Source organism: Streptomyces sp. NPDC000878, assembly GCF_053599695.1.
Genome location: NZ_JBSFMT010000014.1, coordinates 71,645 through 93,925, shown reverse-complemented (window position 1 = coordinate 93,925; position 22,281 = coordinate 71,645). Strand labels below are relative to the sequence as shown.

The following is a 22,281-nucleotide window of genomic DNA, read 5'->3' as shown; positions in this document are numbered from 1 at the left end:
AGATCCCAAGGGACCCACAGACCATGACAGAGCAGCAGCTGCCTGCCTGGGCCGACCCCGCCGTCTCCCCCGCCGGTCTTGACGCCCAGGGCGTCTCCCGGCGTCAACTCCTGCACCGGGCGGGCCTGTTCGGCGCCGCCTTCGCCGCCGGTTCACTGGCGACGCCCGCCGCCGCCTCCTCCGGCCCGCGCCGGCTCGGCGGCAGCGATCCGCGCCTCGCCTATCTCGTCGGCGACCATCACATCCACTCCGTGTACAGCCACGACGCCAAGTACACGTTCTCCCAACTGGCCGCCGCCGGTGAGAAGTTCGGCCTCGACTGGATGGTGTTCACCGAGCACTCCAACTTCGGGCACGCCGAGTTCGGGGCGCCGCTGGAGCACGCCGAGATCCTCAAGGCGCGGGAGGAGAACCCGCGTCAGCTGATCTTCCAGGGCCTGGAGTGGTACATCCCGGGCGCCGAGCACTGCACGGTCTTCTCCCCGCCCGGCAAGCACGAGGTCGACCTGCTCACGAAGTTCGAGAGCGCCTACGACGGCAAGCTCCTCGGCTACACCGAGGGCTCGGCGGGCGCCGCCGACACCGCCCGCAACGAGGCGCACGCCGTCAAGGCGATCAAGTGGCTGGCCGAGCAGCGCCGTACCGGATACGTCGACGACGTGCTGGTCCTCGCCAACCACCCGATGCGCCTGGGCATCGACTCCCCGCACGAGATGCGCAACTGGCGGGACGCGGCGCCCGAGATCGTGATCGGCATGGAGGGCGCGCCCGGCGCCCAGGGTGCGGCCATCCCCGGCTGGCGCGGGACGACCTCGATCCGTGGCGAGTACGAGAACAAGCCGACGGCGCAGTCCTGGCAGGGCTATCCGGCGGACGGGTATCTGACGTACGGCGGTTTCGACTGGGCGACCGCGACGGTCGGCGGGCTGTGGGACTCGATGCTGGCCGAAGGCAGCCTGTTCTCGATCACCACGAACTCCGACGCGCACCGGATCGTCTTCGACACCTGGAAGAACGGCGACTGGCCGGCCGGGCAGAACTTCGACAACACCGGCAAGCTGCCCGACCCGGTGAACACCGACACCCCGCAGCCCGGCAGCGACTTCTGGCCCGGCCAGTTCAGCCGCACCCACGTGGGCGTCACGGGCTACGGCTACCGCGCGGTGATGGCCGGTATGCGCGCGGGCCGGGTCTGGCTCGACCACGGCCACCTGCTGGACGGGCTCGACGTACGGCTGACCCGGGACTGCGAGTTCGGCCGAGGTGTCACGCTGGGCGGCCGGCTCCGGGTCCGCAGGGGCGAGAAGCTCACGCTGAACATCACGGTGACCTCCGCCTCCCGTCTCAACCCCCAGGGAATCCTCCCCGAGTTGGCGCACGTGGACGTGATCCGGGGCGCGGTGCGCGGCCCGGCCGCCGACCGGGACGCCTGGCAGGCGCCGGACACGAAGGTCGTCAAGTCGAAGGACGTGTCGGGGCGCAAGGGGACGTACACCCTGCGCGTGCCGCTGACCGCCGGCGACGAGTCGTTCTACGTCCGGCTGCGGGGCAGCGACGGCAACCGGCACGGCGCCGGTTACCTCGGTGCCTCGGTCGACCCGCACGGCCCGATCCCGCACGAGCCCGGAAACGGTGACCCGTGGGCCGATACGTGGTTCTATTCCAACCCGGTGTTCGTCGACGTCGTAGGCGGCTGATCTGATGAAGCGTCAACTCCTGTCCCTGGCAGCGTTATTAGGTCTCTCGGGGGCGTTCGCGCTCGGCGGCGGTGGCATGGCGTCCGCCGCCGACGCGCAGTGGACGGAGACGGGGTCGGCCCAGGTCGACACCCTGGGCAGCGGTCAGGGGCTGGCGTCCCGTGCGGACGGCACGCTCCTGTACCGCGGCCTCACCTCCATCCCGCTGGATCTGCGTATCGCCGGCTGGGGCCACATCGGTGACCCGGACATCGGATACGGGTACGTGTTCGACGCCTACCAGGGCTCGGACACGGCCACGTCCAAGATGTTCGCGGTCACCACCCCGGCCGGGCAGAGATACGAGTACGTGCACGCACTGAACTCGGGCGAGAAGCTGAACAACTCCTTCGCCAGCGTCTCGCCCGACGGCCAGTGGCTGGTCTCGGGCGAGTGGGGCGACCAGGGCCGCCTCCAGGTGTTCCCGGCCCCGCTCCTCAACGCGTCCACCCCCGCCACGGGCGGCGCGCTGGCGGAGGCCGGGCAGATCACCCTGGACAAGACCGTGCGGGACATCCAGGGCTGCGACTTCGTCACCGCGACCCGGCTGATCTGCGCCTCGGACGACGACTCGGGCACCCTGTTCCCGGAGATCCGCCCACTGCTCCAGGTCGACCTGGAGCGCGCGGTGGACGGCAAGCCGGTCACGGGCCACGTCACGAGCCTGTTCGCCCTCCCCCAGCGCAGCAGTTGCACGGGGACGGCGTACGAGGCGGAGGGCGTCGACTACGACGTGAACAGCGGCACCCTGCGCGCCGAGGTGATCCCGCCCGGCATCTGCGTGCTGGCGACCACCGTCTACTCGTACCAGCAGGTCACGGGCTGACGTACTGATCGCCGGGGCGTACCGTTGGCCGCGTGACCACCGAAGAGTCGCTGCGGCCGCAGTCCCTGATGCTGACGTTCCTGGGCGATCAGGTGCTCGGGCGTGACGTCTGCGTGTACTCGGGCAGCGTCATCGACGTCTTCGCCCGGGCGGGCGTCGGCGAGCAGGCGACCCGCTCGACGCTGACCCGGATGGTGAGCCGGGGTCTGCTGCGCCGCCAGCGCGAGGGGCGCCGGATGTACTTCGGGCTGACCGGGCGTTCGGCGGACGTGCTGGGCGACGGCGAGCGGCGCATCTGGCACACCGGTGCGGTCAACCGGCAGTGGGACGGCACCTGGACGCTGCTCGGCTTCTCCCTCCCGGAGTCCTGGCAGCGTCAACGCCACGATCTGCGCTCGCAGTTGACGTGGAGCGGCTTCGGCCCACTGTTCAACGGCCTGTGGATCGCGCCGGGCGAGGTCGACGTCGCCGCCCTGGTGGCCGAACTCGGCCTGTCCGCCCACGTGAAGGTGTTCCGGGCGCACGCCGACTCGGGCATGGACATCGGCGCGATGATCGAGGAGACCTGGGAACTGTCCGAACTGGCCGCGCGGTACGAGGTGTTCGTACGGCGGTGGCAGCCCTGGGAGACCGAGCTGCCGGCGGCGGACGACGCCCTCTCCCTGCGTCTCGTCCTCCAGGCCGAGTGGCTCGGGATCGTCCGCCGCGATCCCCGCCTCCCGGTGAAGCACCTCCCGGACGGCTGGCCGGCGGAACCGGCCGAGAAGACGTTCCGGACGGTGTACGAACGGCTCACACCGCTCGCCCAGGACGCCTCGGAACGCCTTCTCGACCTGGTGCCCGTACGCAAGGGCGAGGGCGAGGGTGAGAACGGGGACGGGGACGGGGACTCGGATCAGGCGTAGAACCGGGACAGGCTCTGCAGCACCGCCGCCGGCTTCGGGGCGCCCTCGATCTCGATCGTGCCGTCGACGGTTATCTGCACCCCGCCCGCCACGTCCTCGACGTCGGCCAGCCTGCCGACCAGACGGATCTTCGAGCCGACCTTCACCGGCGAGGGGAAACGCACCTTGTTGAGGCCGTAGTTGACCTTCGTCGTCACGCCCTGGACGTCCAGCAGCTCGGTGAAGAGCGGGATGAAGAGGGAGAGGGTCAGATAACCGTGGGCGATCGGGGCGCCGAAGGGGCCCTCGGCGGCCTTCTCCGGGTCCACGTGGATCCACTGGTGGTCGCCGGTGGCGTCGGCGAAGGTGTTGATGCGCTCCTGCGTGACCTCGATCCACTCACTGGTGCCGAGGTCGCTGCCTGCGAGCTTCTTGAGTTCGTCGATGCCGTTGACGGTGATGCTCATGTCGCGTTCCTTAAATGGGAGTTGATGCTGCGGTGGAAGCGCCGTGTTTAGCCTGCGGGTCAGTGGGGGCTGGTCGCGCAGTTCCCCGCGCCCCTTGCAGGGCCGCCAGGACCGTCTACGAACCCGCGCCGAAGGCCTTCCGCACCCGGGACTTGAGGAGCTTTCCGGAGGCGGTGCGCGGGAGTTCGTCCGCGAGGACGACCGACTTCGGGATCTTGTACTTGGCGAGCCGCCCGGACAGCGAGGCCAGCACCTCGTCCGCGTCCAGGACCGCGCCCTCGCGGAGCACGACCACCGCGCGCGGCACCTCACCCCACTTCTCGTCGGCGACGCCGATGACCGCGCACTCGACGATGTCGGGGTGGGCCAGGAGCAGGTCCTCGATCTCGGCGGGGTAGATGTTCTCCCCGCCCGAGATGATCATGTCCTTGATGCGGTCGACGATGAAGACGTACCCGTCCTCGTCGATCCGGGCGGCGTCCCCGCTGCGGAACCAGCCGTCCGTGAAGGAGGCGGCCGTCTCCTCCGGCAGCCCCCAGTAGCCCGGCATGACGTGCGGCCCCCGGACCACGATCTCGCCGGTCTCGCCGACCTCCGCGAGGGCCAGGTCCGGCCGTACCACCCGCACATCGCTGAAGAAGTGCGGTACGCCCGCCGAGCCGGCCTTGCTGATCGCGTGCTCGGCGTCCAGGAACAGGGTCCCGGGCGAGGCCTCGGTCATGCCGTAGCCCTGGAGGAAGGTGAGCCCGCGCTCCTGGAACCTGGCGATGAGCGGGGTCGGCACCGGCGAGCCGCCGCAGGAGAGCATGCGCAGCGAGGACAGGTCGGCGTCGGCCCAGCGCGGATGTCTGGCGAGGTGGTCGAACATGGTCGGCACCCCGAACATGAAGGTGATCCGGTGCCGTTCGATCAGGTCGAAGGTGTCCTCGGGGACGAAGGACTCGACCAGGACGCACAGCCCGCCCTTGAGCAGCACGGGCAGGGTGAGCATGTTCAGCCCGGCCGTGTGGAACAACGGGGCGGAGACCAGGGCGCGTTCGTCGGTGATGACGTCCTGGTCGACGAGGACGTTGACGGCGTTCCAGGTCAGGTTGCCGTGCGTGAGCATGGCGCCCTTGGGCCGGCCCGTCGTGCCCGAGGTGTACATGATGATGCAGGTGTCGTCGGCGGTGACGGGCGCGTCGATCGGCTCGACGGAGGCACCGGCGAGCGCGGCCTCGTACTCGGCGCCGACCTCGACATACGTACGCACGTCCGAGTTGCCCGGCAGTCCGGCGACGAGACCGGCGTGCGAGGGGCCGTAGACAAGGGCCTTGGCGCCGGAATCGGCGAGCTGGTAGGCGATCTCCGGGCCGGCCAGGCGGGTGTTGAGCGGTACGAAGACCGCGCCGAGCGTGCCCGCCGCGAACAGTGTCTCCAGGTAGGAGGGGTGGTTCGGGCCGAGATAGGCGATCCGGTCACCTCGGCGCACACCCCGGTCGCGCAGGGCGTGTGCGAGGCGGGTGGTGCGCTCGTACAGCTGTGCGTAGCTGATCGTGGTGTCGCCGTGGATCAGGGCGGTGCGTTGGGGGGTCTTGCGGGCCCGGCGGGCGGGCCAAGACCCCAGTCCCTCGTTGCGCATCGTTGCGCCCCTCTGCGAGTAACGGGTGACGAGATACGGCGTGCGGGTTACGGGGTCAGGGCTTCGTCAGTCCGAGCAGCCGGGCCGCGTTCTCCTTGAGGATCTTCGGCCTGACCTCGTCCTTGATCGGCAGCTTCTCGAAGTCGGCGAGCCAGCGGTCCGGGGTGAGCACCGGGTAGTCCGAGCCGAAGAGGACCTTGTCCTTGAGCAGCGTGTTGGCGTACTGCACCAGCTGCGGCGGGAAGTACTTCGGCGACCAGCCGGAGAGGTCGATGTGCACGCCGGGCTTGTGCGTGGCGACGGCGAGCGCCTCGTCCTGCCAGGGGAACGACGGATGCGCCAGGATGATCTTCATCTCCGGGAAGTCCGCGGATACGTCGTCCACGTGCAGCGGGTTCGAGTACTTGAGTCTGATCCCGCCGCCGCCGGGCACCCCGGCGCCGATGCCCGTCTGGCCGGTGTGGAAGAGGGCGATCGTGCCGGTCTCCTCGATCACCTCGTACAGCTCGTACGCGACCGAGCGGTCGTTGGGGAAGAAGCCCTGGATGCTGGGGTGGAACTTGAAGCCCCTGACCCCGTACTCCTCGACCAGCCGCCGGGCCTGCTTGACGCCCGCCCGGCCCCGGAAGGGGTCGATGGAGGCGAAGGGGATCAGCACGTCCGGGTTGGCCGCGGCGGCCTCCGCGACCTCCTCGTTCGGGACGGGCTCGGTGCCGGTCGCGGACTCGGCGTCGACGGTGAAGATGACGGCGGCCATCTTCCGCTCGCGGTAGTACGCGGCGGTCTCCTCCAGGGTCGGCTTCCGCTTGCCCTCGACCTTGAAGTAGGCCGACGAGGCGTCGTGGAGGTCGTCGTCCAGGGACGAGGTGCCCTTGGAGGAGATCTCGGCGTGGGTGTGGACGTCGATCGCGACGAGTTCCTCGACGTTGAGGTTCGCCATGGTTACGCCTCCGGGAACTTGGGGGCGGGGATGCCCACCGACTGGAGTTCGGCGCCGACCGAGGTGGGCCAGGCGTCGGCCAGGGCCTCCGGGGTCCAGCCGCCGTCGGCGTACGCGGCCCTGATCTCCTGCGGATGCGACCAGAGTGCCACCTTGTCGCCGCCGATGCCGATGGCCTGGCCGGTGATGCCCCTGGCGGCCTCGGAGGCGAGGAAGGGGACGAGGGCGGCGCAGTCCTCGGGGGTGCCGAAGCCCTCGCCCTTGCGGAGGAAGGCCGGGAACGGCTCGCCGTTCTTCAGCGCCTCGATGTAGGGGGCGAAGGCGGGGATCGTCTCGGTCATGGCGGTGGCGGCCACCGGCACGATCGCATTGACGGTGATGTTCGCCCGGCCCAGCTCCATCGACCAGGTACGGGCGAAGGCGGCGATGCCCGCCTTGGCGGCGGCGTAGTTCGTCTGGCCGAAGTTGCCGCGCTGGCCGGCCGGGGAGCCGACCAGGATCAGCGTGCCGCCCTCGCCCTGCTCGCGCATGCGTACGGCGGCGGCGCGGGCGCAGGTGAAGGTGCCCTTGAGGTGGGTGGTGATCACCGCGTCGAAGTCGTCGTCGGTCATCTTCCACAGCACCTTGTCACGCAGGATGCCCGCGTTGGTGACCAGGATGTCGAGGCGCCCGAACTCCTCGACCGCGCGGTTCACGAGCCGCTCGGCGGCCTCGGTCGTACCGACCGGGACCACCTCGGCGACGGCGGTGCCGCCGGCCGCGGTGATGGACTTCACGGCCTGCTCGGCCACGGTCTCGTCGATGTCGTTGACGACCACGGAGGCGCCGGCGGCGGCGAGAGCGTGCGCGTAGGCAAGGCCGAGGCCACGGCCACTGCCGGTGACGACGGCGACCTTGCCGGTCAGATCGATGCTGGGCACGAGGTGGTCCCTTCACATGGGGTGCGGCTTCACAGGGGGTGCGGCTTCGAGATCGAAGTTAGGAGCAATAATTGTCAACGTCAATAGTTGTTGATGACATACGGGTACGTCATGCTGGAATCTGCAGGACAGACCGACCCAGGGAGCCCGCCATCACACGCCAGGACGTCACAGACCCGAACCCGATCGACGCGGACGAGCCGTGGATGCGCGGGCTGCACGCCGACACGGGCTATCTGCTGTACCGCCTGGGGCTGCGCTCGGGGCAGTTGTTCAACACGTTCCTCCAGGAGTCGGGGCTGCGGCTGCGCCACTACGCGGTGCTGCGCTTCCTCGCCGGTTCCGAGGGCGCGCTCCAGCGCGAGCTGAGCGCGCGGCTCGGCTACGACCCGAGCGCGATCGTCGGCCTGGTCGACGACCTGGAGAAGCAGGGCTTCGCCGAACGCCGCCCCTCCCCCGACGACCGCCGCAGCCGCATCGTCGTCCTGACCGAGGACGGCCGCGCCTTCCTCCGGGACACCGACGAGGCCGGCCAGCGCGTGACCAACGACCTGCTGGGCCCGCTCGACCAGGCCGAACGGGCGTCCCTGCACACCCTGCTCCAGCGGATCGCGGAGGACGGGCTGGGCTGAGGCGAGTCAACTGATGTTGTGCAAGTTATTGACTGCCGTCTTCGTGATGCCTAACTTCACCGGAGCACCGGTACGGTCTCCCCACCGGTGACGTCCCCCACGGCATCGGCATCAGGGAGCTTCCCGTGCAGCCATCCCGCTCGTCCCCCGGCTCCACCCCCCAACCTCCGCCGGACACAAGGGAGTTGCGCCGCGTCGCACTCTCCGGACTGCTCGGCACGACCGTCGAGTTCTACGACTTCCTCGTGTACGGCACGGTCGCCGCGCTCGTCTTCGGCGAGCTGTTCTTCCCGCAGGCCGACCCCGCCGTCGGCACCATCGCCGCGTTCGGCACGTTCGCCGCGGGCTATGTCGCCCGGCCGCTCGGCGGCATCGTCTTCGGCCACTTCGGCGACCGGCTCGGCCGCAAGTCGATGATGCTGCTGACGATGACCCTGATGGGCTGTGGCAGCTTCCTCATCGGACTGCTGCCGACGTACGACGCGATCGGCGTCTGGGCCCCGGTCCTGCTGGTCGCCCTCCGCGTCGTCCAGGGCCTCGCGATCGGCGGCGAGTGGGGCGGCGCGACCCTGATGGTCGTCGAGCACGCCGAACACACCCAGGGTTCCCGGCGGGGCCTGTGGTCCAGTTCCACCCAGCTCGGCGCCCCGCTCGGCTCCGTGCTCTCCGCCGGAGTGGTCACCCTCGTCGCCACGCTCCCCGACGACCAGTTCCGCTCCTGGGGCTGGCGCGTACCGTTCCTGCTCAGCTTCGTCCTGCTCGGCGTCGGCCTGTTCGTGCGGCTGCGGGTCGCGGAGAGCCCGCTGTTCGCCGAGGGCAGGCGGGAGCCGGCGGCCAAGCCACCGATCTTCGAGGTGCTGCGCCGCCCGAAGCCCGTGCTGCTCGCCTGCTGCGTCGGCATCGGTGCCTTCACCGCCCAGTCACTGCTGACCGGCTTCATGATCTCCTACGCCACCGGCAACGGTTACAGCCGGTCACAGGTCCTCACCGCCGTGACCATCGCCTCCTGCGTGGCGCTGGTCGTCCTGCCCACCGCCGCCGCGCTCACCGACCGCGTCGGCCGCCGCCCGGTGGTCCTCGCCGGCGCCCTCGCCTCGGCCGCACTCGCCTTCCCCGTCCTCGCACTGGTCGACTCCGGCTCACCCGGACTGCTGATCCTCGCGCTCGTCCTCGGCCACGGCATCGCCCAGTCCACGATGTACGGGCCGCTGGGCGCCCTGTTCTCCGAGATGTTCGGCACCGAGGTCCGCTACACCGGTGCCTCGCTCGGTTATCAGGCGGCGACGCTGGTCGGCGCCGGGTTCTCGCCGCTGATCGCGAGCAGCCTGCTCGCCTCGAACGGCGGCGGCAGTACGCCCGTCTCACTGCTGCTGTGCGGGGGCGCGGTGATCACCGCGGTCAGCGTCTGGCGGATGCGCGAGACGAACACCGACACGCTCGGCTCCCCCGCCCTCCCCCAGGAAACCCCCACTCCCGAAGGGATCCGCCCGTGAACTCCCGTGTACTCGTCCTCCTCGCCGCGGCGTTACTCGCCACACCCCTGGTCTCCGCCCAGGCCGCCACGACGACCGCCACCGAGCGCGTGGAGGGCCAACTGCCCTCCGGTGCCGCCTACTTGCTGGAGAAGCCAGCCGCCTGGAACGGGACGGTGCTCCTGTTCAGCCGCGGCTACCGCCCCGCCGGTTCCCCCAACCCGGCCCAGGACGCCCCGAGTTCGGCCGTACAGCAGGAGCTGCTCGACGCCGGGTACGCACTCATCGGGTCGTCGTACGCGACGACCGGGTGGGCTGTCACCGACGCCGTGCCGGACCAGCTGGCCACGCTGGACCTGTTCACCGCGCGGTTCGGCGAGGCCGAACGAACACTCGCCTGGGGCCAGTCGTACGGCGGCTTCGTCACGACGGCCCTGGCCGAGAGGCACGCCGACCGCTTCGACGGCTCGCTGTCGATCTGCGGTCTGGTGCAGGGCGGGGTCGCCAACTGGAACAGCACCCTCGACCCGGTCTTCGCACTGCGGACGCTCCTCGCCCCGGACTCGGGCATCCAGCTCACCGGGTTCGCCGACCAGACGGCGGCCGGCTCGGCCGCGCGCGCACTCACCTGGGAGGTCGCCAAGGCGCAGTGGACGCCGGCGGGCCGGGCCCGGATCGCACTCGCCGCCGCCCTGCACAACATCCCCGGCTACAACGACGCCTCGCAGCCCGTCCCCGGCCCCGCCGACTGGAACGCCCAGCAGGCCAACCAGTACGCGGCGGTCATCGGCCTGATCCTGAACCCCGCGTTCAGCTGGCGCCAGGAGGCGGAATCCCGGGCCGGCGGCAACCCTTCCTGGAACACGGGCGTCGACTACACCCTGATGCTGCACCGGTCCTCGGTATACAAGGAGGTGACCGAGCTGTACAAGGAGGCGGGACTCTCGTTGCGCGACGACCTCAAGGCGCTGAACAAGGCACCCCGGATCAGTGCGGACGCCAAGGCGACGGCATGGATGAGCCGCACCAGCGCGTTCACCGGCCGCCTCGCCGATCCCCAGCTGAACATCCACACCACCGGCGACGCGCTGATCCCCGTACAGGCGGAGAGCGCCTACCGGCGGGCGGCGACCGCGGGCGGCTCGGGCGCGCTGCTGAGCCAGGCCTACGTCGACGGCCCCGGGCACTGCACGTTCACCACCGGCGAGACCCTAGCCGCCGTACACGCCCTGGAGGACCGCCTGGACACGGGCCGCTGGAACACGTCGGCCGCAGCCCTCAACTCCCGCGCGGAGCAAGCAGATCCAACGACAGACGGGCGTTACGTCACCTACCGCCCGGCGGAGTACCCCCGCCCGTACGACGTGGCCCGCACCCACACCTCCACGCCTCCGGGAGCTGCCCGCCCATGACCACCCGCTCCGCGCCCGACCGGCTGCTGTCCGTGCTCAGCGCCTTCGACCACGAGCACTCCGCGCTGTCCCTCACGGACATCAGCCGGCGGGCCGGGCTGACCCTCACCACCACCCACCGCCTTGTGGGCGCCCTCACCGACTGGGGCGCCCTGGAGCGGGACGAGGCCGGCGTCTACCACGTCGGCCTCCGCCTGTGGGAGGTCGCGGCACTCGCCCCACGCGGGCTGGCACTGCGGCAGATCGCGCTGCCGTACCTGGAGGACCTGTACGAAGCGACGCACGAGAACGTGCAGTTGGCGGTACGGGACGGCGGCGAGGTCGTCTACATCGAGTGGCTGTCGGGCCGTTCGGCGGTCGGCGTGCACATCCGCGTCGGTGCCCGCTGGCCACTGCACGCCACGGGCGTCGGCCTCGTCCTGCTCGCACACAGCGACCCGGAGTTCCAACAGGCCTACCGCGAGCGCCCGTTGACCGCCTTCACCCCCCACACGATCACCGACCCGGCCAGCCTCCGCCGCACCCTGGCCGAAGTCCGCCGCACAGGCGTAGCGGTGAGCAGCCGCCAGATCACGGACGACGCTCTGTCGGTGGCAGCACCGGTACGCGGGCAGGCGGGCGGAGTGGTGGCGGCGGTATCGATCGTGGTACCCCAAGCAGACGCCCAGGTACCGGTGTTGGTACCGGCAGTGAGGTTGGCGGCGCGGGGAATCTCGCGGGCACTGGGCTGGCGCCCGGACAGGACCTGAGAGTCTTGGGGAAGTCCAGCGCGCCCTAGAGGGGCGCGAGGAACTGCGCGACAAGCCCCCACCGCCCCGCAGACAGAACACAAGGCTTCCCGCGAAGCGATATCCCCCGTACCGGCGAGGACGAGCCCGCGCACACCTCGCGATACTTGGACGGCCCCTTGCCCCGAAGGAGCCGCACATGCCCCCACCCACCTGGCCCTCAACAGCCCTCGCCCGCCTACGAACAGCGAACCCCTACGCCGTCGACGCCGCCCTCGCCGCACTGGTCCTCTTCGCCGCCTCCCTCCAGTGGATGTTCCCCGACGAGGGCGACGACCAACTGACCTGGCAGGGCTGGCTCCTGGCCGCCGCCACGGCACTCCCGCTGGTCTGGCGGCGCCGAGCCCCCTTCCTGTGCGCCTGCGCGGTCTCGGTGGCCACCCCGGCGATGGCCGTCTACCACGCGCCACCGCCCGACGTGGAGTACGCCGGCCTCGTGGTCCTGTTCACCATGGCCTCCCAGGCCCCGCCCTGGCAGCGCCGCACCATGCTCGCGGGCTGGGTGACCGGCGGCATCCTGGTCATGCAGCACAAGGAGAACGCTCTTCCCTTCGAGTACGCCTTCCATCTGACCAGCCTGGGCTGCGCGTACGGCCTCGGGGTGCTGACCCGCGTACAACGCGCCTACACAACCGCCGTGGAGGACCACGCCCGCCGACTGGAGCGGGAGAGAGCGGCCGACACCGCTCGCGCTCTGGCCCAGGAACGGGCCAGGATCGCCCGCGACATGCACGACATCCTCGCCCACGCGGTGAGCCTCATGGTCGTACAGGCGGAGGCCGGACCGGTCGTCGTACGCAGTGATCCGGAACGCGCGGAGGCAGCCTTCGACGCGATCGCCGGGGCCGGCCGGGACGCGATGCGGCAACTGCGGCTCATCCTCGGGGTGTTGAAGGAGGAAGAGGACGAGAAGAAGAGAACCCGGAACGGGAACGGACGCCACCTCCCACAACCGGGCATCGCCTCCCTGACCGCACTGGTCGAGCAGGTACGGGACTCCACGGGCCTGCGCGCCGAGTTGCACACGACAGGCACCCCCCGCCCCCTCCACCCGGACACGGAAGTGGCCGCCTACCGCGTGGTCCAGGAAGCCCTGACCAACACCGTGAAACACGCGTACGCTGCGAGCGCGCGGGTTGAACTCGACTGGGGGGAGGACGAGTTGAAGCTGACGGTGACGGACGACGGGCGGGGCCCGGAGCAGGACGCGCGCGGGGGCGGAGGCGGCCACGGTCTGATCGGCATCCGGGAGCGGGCCGCCGCCTGCGGAGGCAGCGCGACCGCGGGCCCCGGCCCGGGCAGCGGCTTCCGTGTCGTCGTCCACCTGCCGACCGCCGCGGACCGGCAGACGGCCCTGGGGTGACGCGATGAGCATCCGGGTGGTCGTCGCCGACGACCAGGAACTCGTCCGCAGCGGCTTCAGCATGATCCTGGAGGCGCAGCAGGACATCGAGGTGGTCGCGGAGGCCGGGGACGGCGCCGAGGCCGTCGCCGCGGTCGTCCGGCACTCCCCCGACGTCGTCCTGCTCGACATCCGGATGCCCGGCATGGACGGCCTGGAAGCGGCGCGCCGGGTGTGCGCGCAGTCCACCTGCAAGGTCGTCATGCTGACCACCTTCGACCTGGACGAGTACGTCTACGAGGCCCTGTACGCGGGTGCCAGCGGCTTCCTCCTGAAGGACGTACGCCGCGACGACCTGGTCCACGCGGTACGGGTGGTGGCGGCCGGCGACTCGCTGCTGGCCCCCACGGTGACGCGCCGTCTGGTCGCGGACATCGTCCGCAGCCGCCGCGAGCAGGCCGCCGCCGAGCCGACTCCGCAGCGCCTGGAGGTTCTCACCGGCCGCGAGGAGGAGACGCTGCGGCTCCTGGCGCGCGGCCTGTCCAACGCGGAGATCGCCACGACCCTGTTCGTGAGCGAACACACCGTCAAGACGCACGTGAGCAACGTGCTGAGCAAACTGGGGCTCAGGGACCGGGTGCAGGCGGTGATCTGCGCGTACGAGACGGGGTTGGTGACACCGGGGGCACCCTGACGGCCATTCACTTATCCATGTAAACCGGTACTGGGCAGCCCGAAGTCGCGCTAACGTCCCCGCGTGACGATCAGACGATCCGCTCTTCTCATCGGGGTGGGCGACACCCCGCGTGCCGCGTCGAGGTTCGGTCCCCTGGCGGAGCCGGTGGCGTGCGATCTCGGAGCGATGGGTACGCAGCTCGCCGCGTCGGGATACTCCGTCCACACCCTCGGCCAGGGCGACGGCGGGCAGGTGGAGCGCAACGACATCACGACCGCGCTGGAACGGGCGGCGCGGGAGGAGTGCGAGCTGCTGCTCGTGTACTTCACGGGGCACGGGGTGCATGTCGGCGGCACCGACTATCTGGTTCCGGGTGACGCCCTCGCCCCCGAGCGGGGCCAGAACTGGTCGAAGGCCCAGCTCGACTCGCTCCTGCCCGTCGACATGACGTCCTACCTGGCCGGGTGCAGGGCGGAGTCGGTCGTCTACGTCGTGGACGCGTGCCGTGACAGCGCGCCCGCCGACGACTCGGCGGGCTTCGGCGCCGCCACCGTCCGTCCCCCGTCGAAGCGGCTGGCGCTGCTGGTCGGCTGCGCTCGCGGGGAGCGCTGCCACTTCGACGCCACCGGAAGCTACTTCACCCGCGCGCTCGCCGAGGCCCTGGACCCGTACGCCCCTCAGCGCACCCTCGAGGCGGTGTTCCGTCAGGCCAAGGAGCGCACCACCGACTACGCACGCCGGGCCGGTGCGCAGCACCCCCAGGTGAGCTTCGCACCCGGGGACGAGCCCGGCTCGGCCTTCCCCGAGCTGTGCGAGGGCACGGAGATCCCGCTGCGCTGGCGCGAGGACGTGGAGAAGGCCCCGTTGTGGATCTCCGGGCCGGGTGTGGAGGGCCCGGACTCACCGATGCGGGAGCGCATCGCCGAGTTCGCGCGCGAATGCGCCGTCTCCGTCCTCAAGGACCGGCGCCGCTTCGACGACCCGTGGAACGACCCGGGGCTGCCGACCCGGACGGTACGCCGGGTGATGCCGGAACTGCTGCACGGCGGCGCCGACCGTTCCCCGGTGGAGACCGGTCTGCTGGTGGCGCTGCCCTTCCTGCGGGAGGCCATGTGGGCCCGCAAACTCAGCAGGCTGTCCGAGGCGGATCCGTTCGACCTCGATCCGGTACGCCATGACGAGAACCGCTCCAAGATGCGCAACGAGCTTCAGTACGTGCACGAGAGCCACCCTCAGCTGCTGCGCAAGGCCCGCGGTCACGGCCGGCGGGGCGAGACCGAGGCCCACCGGGCGCTGGCCGCGTGGCTGGCCCATCGCTGGGTGGCCGAGCAGCTCGTCGACACGCCCGACTCCGGCGGGCTGGAGCTGATCGGCCGGCTGGCCCGGGCCCTGCTCGGACCGGGACAGGACCATCAGGAGCAACTCGACGAGGTCCGCTGGCTGTTGGCGAAGAGCATCCGGTTCCTCGCCGACGACCCCGTCGACCTGTCCTCGTACAACCGCTACCTGGCGGACGCGCCCACGGCCCTCACGACCGCCGAGGAGCGGTGCCCGGTACGGCTGTGGAGCGTGCTGGGGCTGGTCCGGCTCGCCGGTCTTCTCGCCGCCGACATCCGGCAGTTCCCCGACGTCCTGCCCGATCACATGGGTGTGGCGGACCCGGTCCGGCCGGCCGATGTCGTGCGCACGCTGCACGATCAGCTGGAGTGGGCCAACGAGGGCAACGACCTCCACCTGAAGATGCTGTGCCCGCACCCGGCGCTCCATGAGGGTCTCACCGACCTCGCGCTGCGCGCGGACACCGTCCTGCGCGCCCTGCACACCGCCCGGGAACAGCAGCGCGGCGACTTCCCCGACCGGCTGCCGGGCCGGGTCACCACCCGCGATCTGCTGCCCGCGCGGCGCCCGCAGTCGGAGGAACGCGTCTACTCCGCCCCGCTGTTGCGCTTCGCGCTGGCCCAGGACGAGATCCGCGAACTCCTGATGGGCCATCAGCTGTACGGCGACCGGTCCCTGGCCGTACGGGAGTTGTACCAGAACGCCGCCGACGCCTGCCGCTACCGCGAACTCAGGTGGGAGTACCTCAAGCGCAAGGGTGGCGCCCCCTCCAAGTGGACCGCGGAGATCCGGATCACCCAGGGCCGTGAACCGTCTGTGGACGGCCGCCCGGGCCGCGCCTACATCGAGTGCCGCGACAACGGCGTCGGCATGGGCCGGGCCCAGTTGGAGCAGACGTTCAGCCGGGCCGGCCGCCGCTTCTCCCAGACCCGCGCGTTCCGCCAGGAACAGGCCCGCTGGCTGGAGGAGGACCCCGAACTCCAGCTCTACCCGTACAGCCGGTTCGGCATCGGCGTACTCAGCTACTTCATGATCGCCGACGAGGTCACCCTGGTGACGCGCGAGGTGGACGCCGAGGGTTCGACCGCCCAACAGGCCCTGATCGTCGACATCTCGAGCAGCAGCGGTCTGTTCCGGATCCGGCGGTACGAGGACAAGGACGGGGGCGATCCGATACGGGACGGGGGGACTCTGGTCCGGCTGATGCTGAGCGAGCCGGAGGGGGACGACGAGGAGTTGGTGTCGGCGCTGGATGTACTGAGGCACCAAGTACGGCTGAACGAGCATGAGTTGGTGCTCCGCGAGGAGGTCGGCGAACCCGTGGTGTGGCCGGCGGGAGAGCTGCGGCACCCCGCGCCCCGGGACGAGCCTGGATCCGTCCCGCCGCTCGACGCCCGGGGCCATGTGTGGTGGGTGCCCGACAAGGGCATGGTGCTCGCCGACGGCATCGTCACCTCGCAGGAGCCCTTCGGGTACGTCATCAATCTGACCGGTCCCCAGGCCCCGCAGCTCAGCGTCAACCGCAACAGCCTGCTGAGCTGGGACCGGGACTGGGCCATCGAGGAAATACGCCGGGCCGTGGCCGACCTGGCCGGGTGGGAAGGACTGGACCTCCAGTGGCTGTGGAGCCTGGAGGAGGACAAGGACTCAGTGGCCAGGACCGTGGCCGCCGAGCTGGCCGGAACAGGGCTCACACTGCCGGTGCGGCGGATCTCCATCCATCATCAGCCGGACGTCGATCTCGACTCCGTCGGCTGGTTCCCGGACGACGGCAATCTCCTTCCGCCGGAGCCCGGAACCTCGCACCCTGGCGTCACCGAACTCACCGAGTCGTGGCGCCTGGCCGTCCTGCGCGACCAGGGCATCCGGGTCGACGACGACGACGTGGGCGACACGGTCGTGCTCCCCGAGGACGTCAGCGGACACCCCGTTCCTCGACCGGGCGACAACAAGCTCCTCGACAACGCGAGCAGCGAAATCAGGGAACTGGCCGACTACACCCGCCTCTACGGCCGGACCATCGCCGAGGCCGTGCGTGACCTGCGTCGTTTCGCGATCCTCGGCCCCCGTCTGCGGATCCCCGCAGTCGCGGCGGACGACACGCACACCCTGGACTTCGTTCCCGAGTCCGTCGACCTGGACCTGCTCACCTGGATGCGCGACTGGTCGGTGCCCGGCCGGGCACAGTGGCAGCCCGCTGCGGGGGCGTTGTTCTCCATATCGGCCCGCACCGGCCTGAGCATCGGCCATCTGTTGGAACGCTGCCTCCAGTACGCGTCGCTCGGCCTGACCGCGCCCGACGTCCCGGCCGCCGACATCACCGCCCATGTCGCGACCGCCAGGGAAGCCGAGTTGCTGGCCGGCTGGACGAGGACCGAGCGCTCTTACAGCACCAGCGGCCTGCCGATACACGTCCTGCCGGTCCACATCGCCCGGCTGGCGGAGAGGCTCGGGCTCACCAGCGCCGAGGTGCTGGCACAGCTTCGCCCCTGGGAGTTCCTCGGCTATCGGCTCCCCTCGGAGGACCAGTTGCTGTCGGCCGCCCCCAGCTCGGACCAGTGGGACATGTTCAGACAGTTCTGGGACCCGTCCGAAGACCGGCGCGCCCCTACCCTCCAGGCCCTGCTGGCAGAGGCGGCGCACCGCGAGATCACAGTGGACGCCCTCCTGGAGTCCGTCGGGGATCTCGCCGTCCAGGCCGGAATGCGGCTGCCCGATCTGAGCCCGCGGTCGGCCGAATCCCGCCCGCTGGAGGAGAGCGATCTGAAACTGCTCACGATCGACGGGCACTTCAGCAGACCGCTGCCCACCCAGTCGATCCCCATAGACGCCCTGGCTCTGTGCTATGCCCCCGGGGGCAAGATGCCCGGTCTCGGCGCGGACCTGGACTACGAACCGTGGGACGCCTTCGTGGCCCGTCTGCGGCGGCTGGAAGCGCTCGGTATGAGCGTCCCCGACGACCTCGAACCCCTCCGCCACTGGCTGGACCTCTCCCCTCGCGACCGTATCGCCCTCCTCATCAGCAGCCTCGATCCCGGTGTCCCCTGGACCGCGGCCACTCTGGTCTGTGCGGCGGGCGAACTGGGGGAGTCGCTGGGTGACTCCCTGAGGCGGCTGACCGCTCACGGGCCCAAGCTCCACAAGGAGGCCCCAGTCCTTCCCTCCACGGCCCTCACTCTCACGCCCGGCGAGGGCGGATCCGCTCTGCTGACGAAACTGAGCGGCATCAACACCGGCGAGCCCTTCCGGACAGTCTGGAACGACATCACCCCGTTCAGCCTCGCCGAATACAGCCACGAGGCCAAACTCACCATCGACGAGGCACTCGACCACCTCGGCCCGTACCGCGCCCTCGGCGCCCTGATCCCCGAACTCACCGACGAACAACGCGTCACGGTGACCGGACTCGAACCCGACCGGCACGACCTCCTCGTCCTGTCCGCGAACATGGCTCTCAAGGAGCCGCGCGACTCCTCCCCCATCAGACCCCTGGAGCTGGTGGCCATCGCCGCCCGCCTCGGCCGGACCGTCCAGAGGGTGCACGAGCGCCTGCGCCGCTACGAACCCCTCGGCGTCGTCCTCGACGTCCCCGACACCCCGGACACCCTCCCCCTCTGGCAGGACCTCGTCCTCCTCAGCGAAGGCCTCAACGGCCGGGAACCCGCCCTGCAAGGCACCGTCTCCGCAGCCCAGGTCGCATCACTGGCCCGCGAACTGGACACCGACAGCGCCTGGGTGACAGAGCGTCTGCGCGTCTACGCGGCCATGTTCCAGCTGGACGTCGCCGGGACCGAAGCCGCCGACACCTCGAACGCACCCCAGGAGCAAGCGACTTGAGCACCCCCTCCCACCAGCAGAACCTGCAATACGCACAGGTCGACGTCGGGCAGGTCGACGACGTCTTCCAGGTGACCGCCGACACCGCCGGGATCACCGTCACCGGCGTCTGCCCCCGCTGCGACGGCGGCACCTCCACCACGTTCCCGCTGGGGATCGCGGGCACGAAGGGCCTGTTTCCCTGGTCCAAGGGCAAGGTGCCGTCCCTCGCCGAACAGGTCGCCCTCAAGGCAACCGAGACGTTCTTCTGCGAATGCGGCTTCGCGCACTCCGGGCAGCCGGAGAACACCCTCTTCGAAGGCTGCGGCGCCCAGTGGAAGTTCAAGCCATGAGCGCCGGTGTCGACCGTCGTTGGGCCGAGCTGGCCCGGGAACTCCAGTTCAGTCAGCTCGACCAGTTGCGCAAGCAGGCGGAGGGCTGGCGCAACGGGCTGATCGGGCTCACCGCGCTCGTCACGGTCCTCGCCGTGCTCAAGGGCCGCGACGACCTGTCCAAGCTGCCCTCGCCCTGGCAGACCGTCGCGATCCTGCTGCTCGGCTCGGCCTTCCTGCTCCTCGTGGCGGGTTCACTGGTCGCCGTGCGCGCCTCCTTCGGGAAGCCCGGCGAAGTGCTCCATCTCGGCGGGCAGTCGCTGCGGAAATGGACCCTCACCGAGATCCGGCGGGTACGCCAGGCGTTGTACCTGAGCATGACCGCCTTCACCCTCGGCATGGCCCTCGTGGCCGCCGCCCTGGGCGTCTCCTGGACCCAGACCGAGGACCCCGCCGCCGACCTCGTCAAAGTCGCCACCACCACAGGGGACTTCTGCGGACAGCTCGTCTCCTACGCCCCCTCGAACGTCACCCTCCTCCCCACCACCGGCGACACCACCAAGCCCCTCGTCCTGCGCACCGCCGACGTCCGGAAGATCACCCCGGCGACCGCCTGCTGACCCCTCCCCGACGCCCGGCACAACACTCCCGGTCCCCGACGCCCGGCACACACTCCCGGACGACCGAGCCCGCCCCGCCCCTCCCCCGCACGACCCATACCGCCCCGCCCCTCCCCCGTACGACCCATACCGCCCCGCCCCTCCCCCGTACGGGCGAGTCCCGGAAACCCCTCCCCCCGGCGATCCGCCCGGCCCCCGCCCGGCAGCAGCCTGGTCGGTGACCCGATGTCCACCGATCCCGTGGGAGGGACCGTGCTCGCCACAGTCACCCGGGCGACAACTCGCCGCCCGCTCACCGTCATTGCTGTCTGGGTGCTCTTCCTGCTGCTGGGGTTCGGTCTCGGGACCGGCGTCTTCGGCAAGCTGTCCGACGATGTCCCGGACGTCCCGGGGACCGAGTCCGAGGTGGCCGCCGCATATCTCGACGGCGTGTCCCCGACCGGGGAGACCCTCACCGGTGTCGTCGCCGGGCTCGCCGTGTCCGACCCCGGGCTGCGCGCGCAAGTAGAGCGGGCCGTCACCGAGTTGCGTGCCGTCGACGGCGTCGCCGCCGTGCCCGACCCGTACGTCACCGAGGGTCTCGTCGCCGAGGACGGCCGGGCCGTGATCATCCCCGTCACCCTGAGGAGCGGGCTCGACGACGATGCCGAGGACGCCGTCATCGACTCGGCCGTCGACCGGATCGAGGCGATCGACGCGCCCGAAGTGCACGTCAGCGGCGGCCCGTTGCTGGGCGAGCAGCTCGGCGGGCAGGCACAAGAGGACGTCAAGAAGGCCGAGTTGATCTCCTTGCCGGTCGTCATGGTGCTGCTGTTCTTCATCTTCGGCGGGCTGCGTGCCGCCGCGCTGCCGCTGCTGGTGGCCGTCAGCGGTATCGCGGGCGCCTTCCTGGCGCTGTTCCTCTTCAGCCAGGTCACGGACATCTCCGTGCACGCGATCCAGGTGACGACCATGCTGGGGCTCGGACTCGCCGTGGACTACGCCCTGTTGATGGTGGTCCGGTTCAGGGAGGAGCGCCGGCACACCGACGACGTCGTCGAGGCCGTGCACCGAACCGTCACGCGCGCCGGCCGGACCGTGCTGTTCTCCGGGCTCACCGTCGCCGTCTGTCTGACCGGGCTGCTGATCTTCCCGAGCACCTTCCTGCGCAGCATGGGTCTGGCCGTGGCCGCCGTGGTCGTCGTCGACATGCTCGCCGCGCTCACCCTGCTGCCCGCGCTGCTCACCCGGTTCGGCGCGAGGATCGCCCCGGCCAAGGTGCGGCCCGACGGGGAGGAGGGCAGGGTCTTCGCCCGGCTCGCCACCTTCGCCGCGCGCCGTCCGGTCGCCGTGCTCGTGGCGGTCGTACCCGTGCTGCTCGTTCTCGCGCTGCCGGTGACCGGGATGAAGATCAACCTCGGGGACGCGACCCAGCTGCCCACCAGCAGCGAGGCACGGCAGTTGCAGGACACCGTGCGGGCGCACTTCCCGCCCGGTGTCGGGGTCACGCCCATCACCGTCGTCCTGAAGCCGGGCACCGACCCCGCGACCGCCGACCGGATCAGCGCCCTCTCGCCGACGACCCAGGCCCGTACGCTGCCCGGCGGGACGACCCTGCTCGAACTCCAGCCGAGCGGCAGCGTCGACGGGAAGGCCGCGACCGATCTCGTCCAGCGGATCAGGGACGTACGCGGTGCCGAACCCGTCCAGGTCACCGGCCCCGCCGCCCAGCTGGTCGACTTCCGGGAGATGCTCACCGACCGGGGGCCCTGGGCGGCCGTCACCGTCCTGATCGGCATCTTCGCGCTGCTGTTCGCCTTCACCGGGTCGGTGCTGATCCCGCTGCGGACCATCGCCACGACCCTGCTCAGTCTCGGCGCCGCGCTCGGTGTGGTCGTCTGGGTGTTCCAGGACGGGCATCTGGCCGGTCTCCTCGGCTCCGAAGAGCTGGGCTCGCTCAGCCTGACCGCGCCGCCACTGATCATCGCGATCGCGTTCGGTCTGGCCATGGACTACGAGCTGTTCATCCTGGCCCGGATGCGCGAGGCCCGCGCACAGAGCGGTGACGACCTTGCGGCCGTGGTGACCGGGCTGCGCCGCTCCGGCCGCGTCGTCACCTGCGCCGCGCTGCTGCTCGCCGTCGTCTTCGGCGCCTTCATGACGGGCGGCTTCGCGCCCATCCTGCAGATCGGGCTCGGGCTGACGCTGGCCGTGCTCATCGACGCGACGATCGTACGGATGCTGCTGGTCCCGGCGACCATGGCGCTGCTGGGACGCCGGGCCTGGTGGGCGCCGCCGCCGCTGCGCCGCGTGCACGACCGGTTCGGACTGCGCGAGGAGGCGCCGGCACGGGAGCGGGTGACGGCCGACGCCTGAGCGCGGGGTGCGGGGCGGTCCCTGAAGGCCTGAAAGGGCCTGAGGAGGCCGCCCCCTTGGCGTCCTTACCTGAATCTCAGACGGCGAGCCCCCGTTTCAAAGAA

Annotated in this window: 17 protein-coding genes; 13 read left to right on the top strand and 4 right to left on the bottom strand. The window is 70.6% G+C overall.

The genetic code is table 11. From position 1 onward, the window contains the following. The first annotated feature begins 23 nt into the window (after window positions 1–23). Genes ACWDR4_RS15555 through ACWDR4_RS15545 form a run of 3 tightly spaced genes read left to right on the top strand, consistent with a single transcriptional unit; the run spans window position 24 to window position 3,467 of the window. Window positions 24–1,697, top strand: a complete 1,674-nt coding sequence (locus ACWDR4_RS15555) for a PHP domain-containing protein (RefSeq protein ID WP_450408744.1) — start codon at window positions 24–26, stop codon at window positions 1,695–1,697. Window positions 1,698–1,701: 4 nt separating this feature from the next. Continuing rightward, complete coding sequence (locus tag ACWDR4_RS15550) at window positions 1,702–2,562, top strand: hypothetical protein (RefSeq protein ID WP_450408743.1); 861 nt, start codon at window positions 1,702–1,704, stop codon at window positions 2,560–2,562. Between the two features lie 32 nt (window positions 2,563–2,594). Then, the gene (locus ACWDR4_RS15545; RefSeq protein ID WP_450408741.1) at window positions 2,595–3,467 is read left to right on the top strand and encodes a PaaX family transcriptional regulator; all 873 of its coding nucleotides are present in this window, start codon (window positions 2,595–2,597) and stop codon (window positions 3,465–3,467) included. Here the strand turns inward: ACWDR4_RS15545 and ACWDR4_RS15540 are convergent. From ACWDR4_RS15540 to ACWDR4_RS15525, 4 genes are all read right to left on the bottom strand, one after another. Next, complete coding sequence (locus ACWDR4_RS15540) at window positions 3,458–3,913, bottom strand: MaoC family dehydratase (protein ID WP_450408740.1); 456 nt, start codon at window positions 3,911–3,913, stop codon at window positions 3,458–3,460. The genes ACWDR4_RS15545 and ACWDR4_RS15540 overlap by 10 nt on opposite strands. 115 nt (window positions 3,914–4,028) lie before the next feature. Continuing rightward, window positions 4,029–5,534 (bottom strand): o-succinylbenzoate--CoA ligase, encoded by a 1,506-nt coding sequence (gene menE, locus ACWDR4_RS15535; protein WP_450408738.1) that lies wholly within the window; start codon window positions 5,532–5,534, stop codon window positions 4,029–4,031. A 55-nt stretch (window positions 5,535–5,589) separates the two neighbouring features. Further along, the gene (locus tag ACWDR4_RS15530) at window positions 5,590–6,474 is read right to left on the bottom strand and encodes an amidohydrolase family protein (protein WP_235473674.1); all 885 of its coding nucleotides are present in this window, start codon (window positions 6,472–6,474) and stop codon (window positions 5,590–5,592) included. Between the two features lie 2 nt (window positions 6,475–6,476). Then, window positions 6,477–7,394, bottom strand: a complete 918-nt coding sequence (locus ACWDR4_RS15525) for an SDR family NAD(P)-dependent oxidoreductase (RefSeq protein WP_450408737.1) — start codon at window positions 7,392–7,394, stop codon at window positions 6,477–6,479. 206 nt (window positions 7,395–7,600) lie between these two features. Here ACWDR4_RS15525 and ACWDR4_RS15520 point away from each other — a divergent pair, with 206 nt between their 5' ends. The 10 genes from ACWDR4_RS15520 to ACWDR4_RS15475 all read left to right on the top strand — a co-directional run bounded on the left by ACWDR4_RS15520 (window position 7,601) and on the right by ACWDR4_RS15475 (window position 22,177). Beyond that, entirely contained in the window at window positions 7,601–8,026 is a 426-nt protein-coding gene (locus ACWDR4_RS15520) for a MarR family winged helix-turn-helix transcriptional regulator (protein ID WP_450408735.1), read from the top strand. 125 nt (window positions 8,027–8,151) lie between these two features. Beyond that, window positions 8,152–9,519 carry an MFS transporter gene (locus ACWDR4_RS15515; protein WP_450408733.1) on the top strand — a complete coding sequence of 456 codons (1,368 nt, stop codon included), beginning with the start codon at window positions 8,152–8,154 and terminating at the stop codon, window positions 9,517–9,519. Further along, window positions 9,516–10,910, top strand: a complete 1,395-nt coding sequence (locus tag ACWDR4_RS15510; protein ID WP_450408731.1) for an alpha/beta hydrolase family protein — start codon at window positions 9,516–9,518, stop codon at window positions 10,908–10,910. The genes ACWDR4_RS15515 and ACWDR4_RS15510 overlap by 4 nt, the downstream gene beginning before the upstream one ends. Next, window positions 10,907–11,659: an IclR family transcriptional regulator gene (locus tag ACWDR4_RS15505; protein WP_450408729.1), complete on the top strand. Its 753-nt coding sequence runs from the start codon at window positions 10,907–10,909 to the stop codon at window positions 11,657–11,659. The genes ACWDR4_RS15510 and ACWDR4_RS15505 overlap by 4 nt, the downstream gene beginning before the upstream one ends. Before the next feature lie 178 nt (window positions 11,660–11,837). Beyond that, window positions 11,838–13,061, top strand: coding sequence for a sensor histidine kinase (locus tag ACWDR4_RS15500; RefSeq protein WP_450408728.1), 1,224 nt, complete (start codon window positions 11,838–11,840; stop codon window positions 13,059–13,061). Window positions 13,062–13,065: 4 nt separating this feature from the next. Beyond that, window positions 13,066–13,734: a response regulator gene (locus ACWDR4_RS15495; RefSeq protein WP_450408726.1), complete on the top strand. Its 669-nt coding sequence runs from the start codon at window positions 13,066–13,068 to the stop codon at window positions 13,732–13,734. A gap of 63 nt (window positions 13,735–13,797) precedes the next feature. After that, on the top strand, window positions 13,798–18,891 hold the full coding sequence (locus ACWDR4_RS15490) for a wHTH domain-containing protein (RefSeq protein WP_450408724.1): 5,094 nt from the start codon (window positions 13,798–13,800) through the stop codon (window positions 18,889–18,891). After that, on the top strand, window positions 18,888–19,223 hold the full coding sequence (locus tag ACWDR4_RS15485) for a hypothetical protein (RefSeq protein WP_450408722.1): 336 nt from the start codon (window positions 18,888–18,890) through the stop codon (window positions 19,221–19,223). Before ACWDR4_RS15490 ends, ACWDR4_RS15485 begins: the two co-directional genes overlap by 4 nt. Continuing rightward, a complete protein-coding gene (locus ACWDR4_RS15480; protein ID WP_450408720.1) occupies window positions 19,220–19,822 on the top strand; it encodes a hypothetical protein in 603 nt (200 codons plus the stop codon). The genes ACWDR4_RS15485 and ACWDR4_RS15480 overlap by 4 nt, the downstream gene beginning before the upstream one ends. A gap of 252 nt (window positions 19,823–20,074) precedes the next feature. Then, window positions 20,075–22,177 carry an MMPL family transporter gene (locus ACWDR4_RS15475; protein WP_450408719.1) on the top strand — a complete coding sequence of 701 codons (2,103 nt, stop codon included), beginning with the start codon at window positions 20,075–20,077 and terminating at the stop codon, window positions 22,175–22,177. The last annotated feature ends 104 nt before the right edge of the window (window positions 22,178–22,281 follow it).

What these genes read in the sequence shown, in the direction of transcription:
- ACWDR4_RS15505 (WP_450408729.1), top strand. Translation starts at nt 10,907, where the DNA reads ATGACCACCCGCTCCGCGCCCGACCGGCTGCTGTCCGTGCTCAGCGCC.
- ACWDR4_RS15550 (WP_450408743.1), top strand. Translation starts at nt 1,702, where the DNA reads ATGAAGCGTCAACTCCTGTCCCTGGCAGCGTTATTAGGTCTCTCGGGG.
- ACWDR4_RS15540 (WP_450408740.1), bottom strand. Translation starts at nt 3,913, where the DNA reads ATGAGCATCACCGTCAACGGCATCGACGAACTCAAGAAGCTCGCAGGC.
- ACWDR4_RS15480 (WP_450408720.1), top strand. Translation starts at nt 19,220, where the DNA reads ATGAGCGCCGGTGTCGACCGTCGTTGGGCCGAGCTGGCCCGGGAACTC.
- ACWDR4_RS15500 (WP_450408728.1), top strand. Translation starts at nt 11,838, where the DNA reads ATGCCCCCACCCACCTGGCCCTCAACAGCCCTCGCCCGCCTACGAACA.
- ACWDR4_RS15520 (WP_450408735.1), top strand. Translation starts at nt 7,601, where the DNA reads ATGCGCGGGCTGCACGCCGACACGGGCTATCTGCTGTACCGCCTGGGG.
- ACWDR4_RS15530 (WP_235473674.1), bottom strand. Translation starts at nt 6,474, where the DNA reads ATGGCGAACCTCAACGTCGAGGAACTCGTCGCGATCGACGTCCACACC.
- menE (WP_450408738.1), bottom strand. Translation starts at nt 5,534, where the DNA reads ATGCGCAACGAGGGACTGGGGTCTTGGCCCGCCCGCCGGGCCCGCAAG.
- ACWDR4_RS15495 (WP_450408726.1), top strand. Translation starts at nt 13,066, where the DNA reads ATGAGCATCCGGGTGGTCGTCGCCGACGACCAGGAACTCGTCCGCAGC.
- ACWDR4_RS15555 (WP_450408744.1), top strand. Translation starts at nt 24, where the DNA reads ATGACAGAGCAGCAGCTGCCTGCCTGGGCCGACCCCGCCGTCTCCCCC.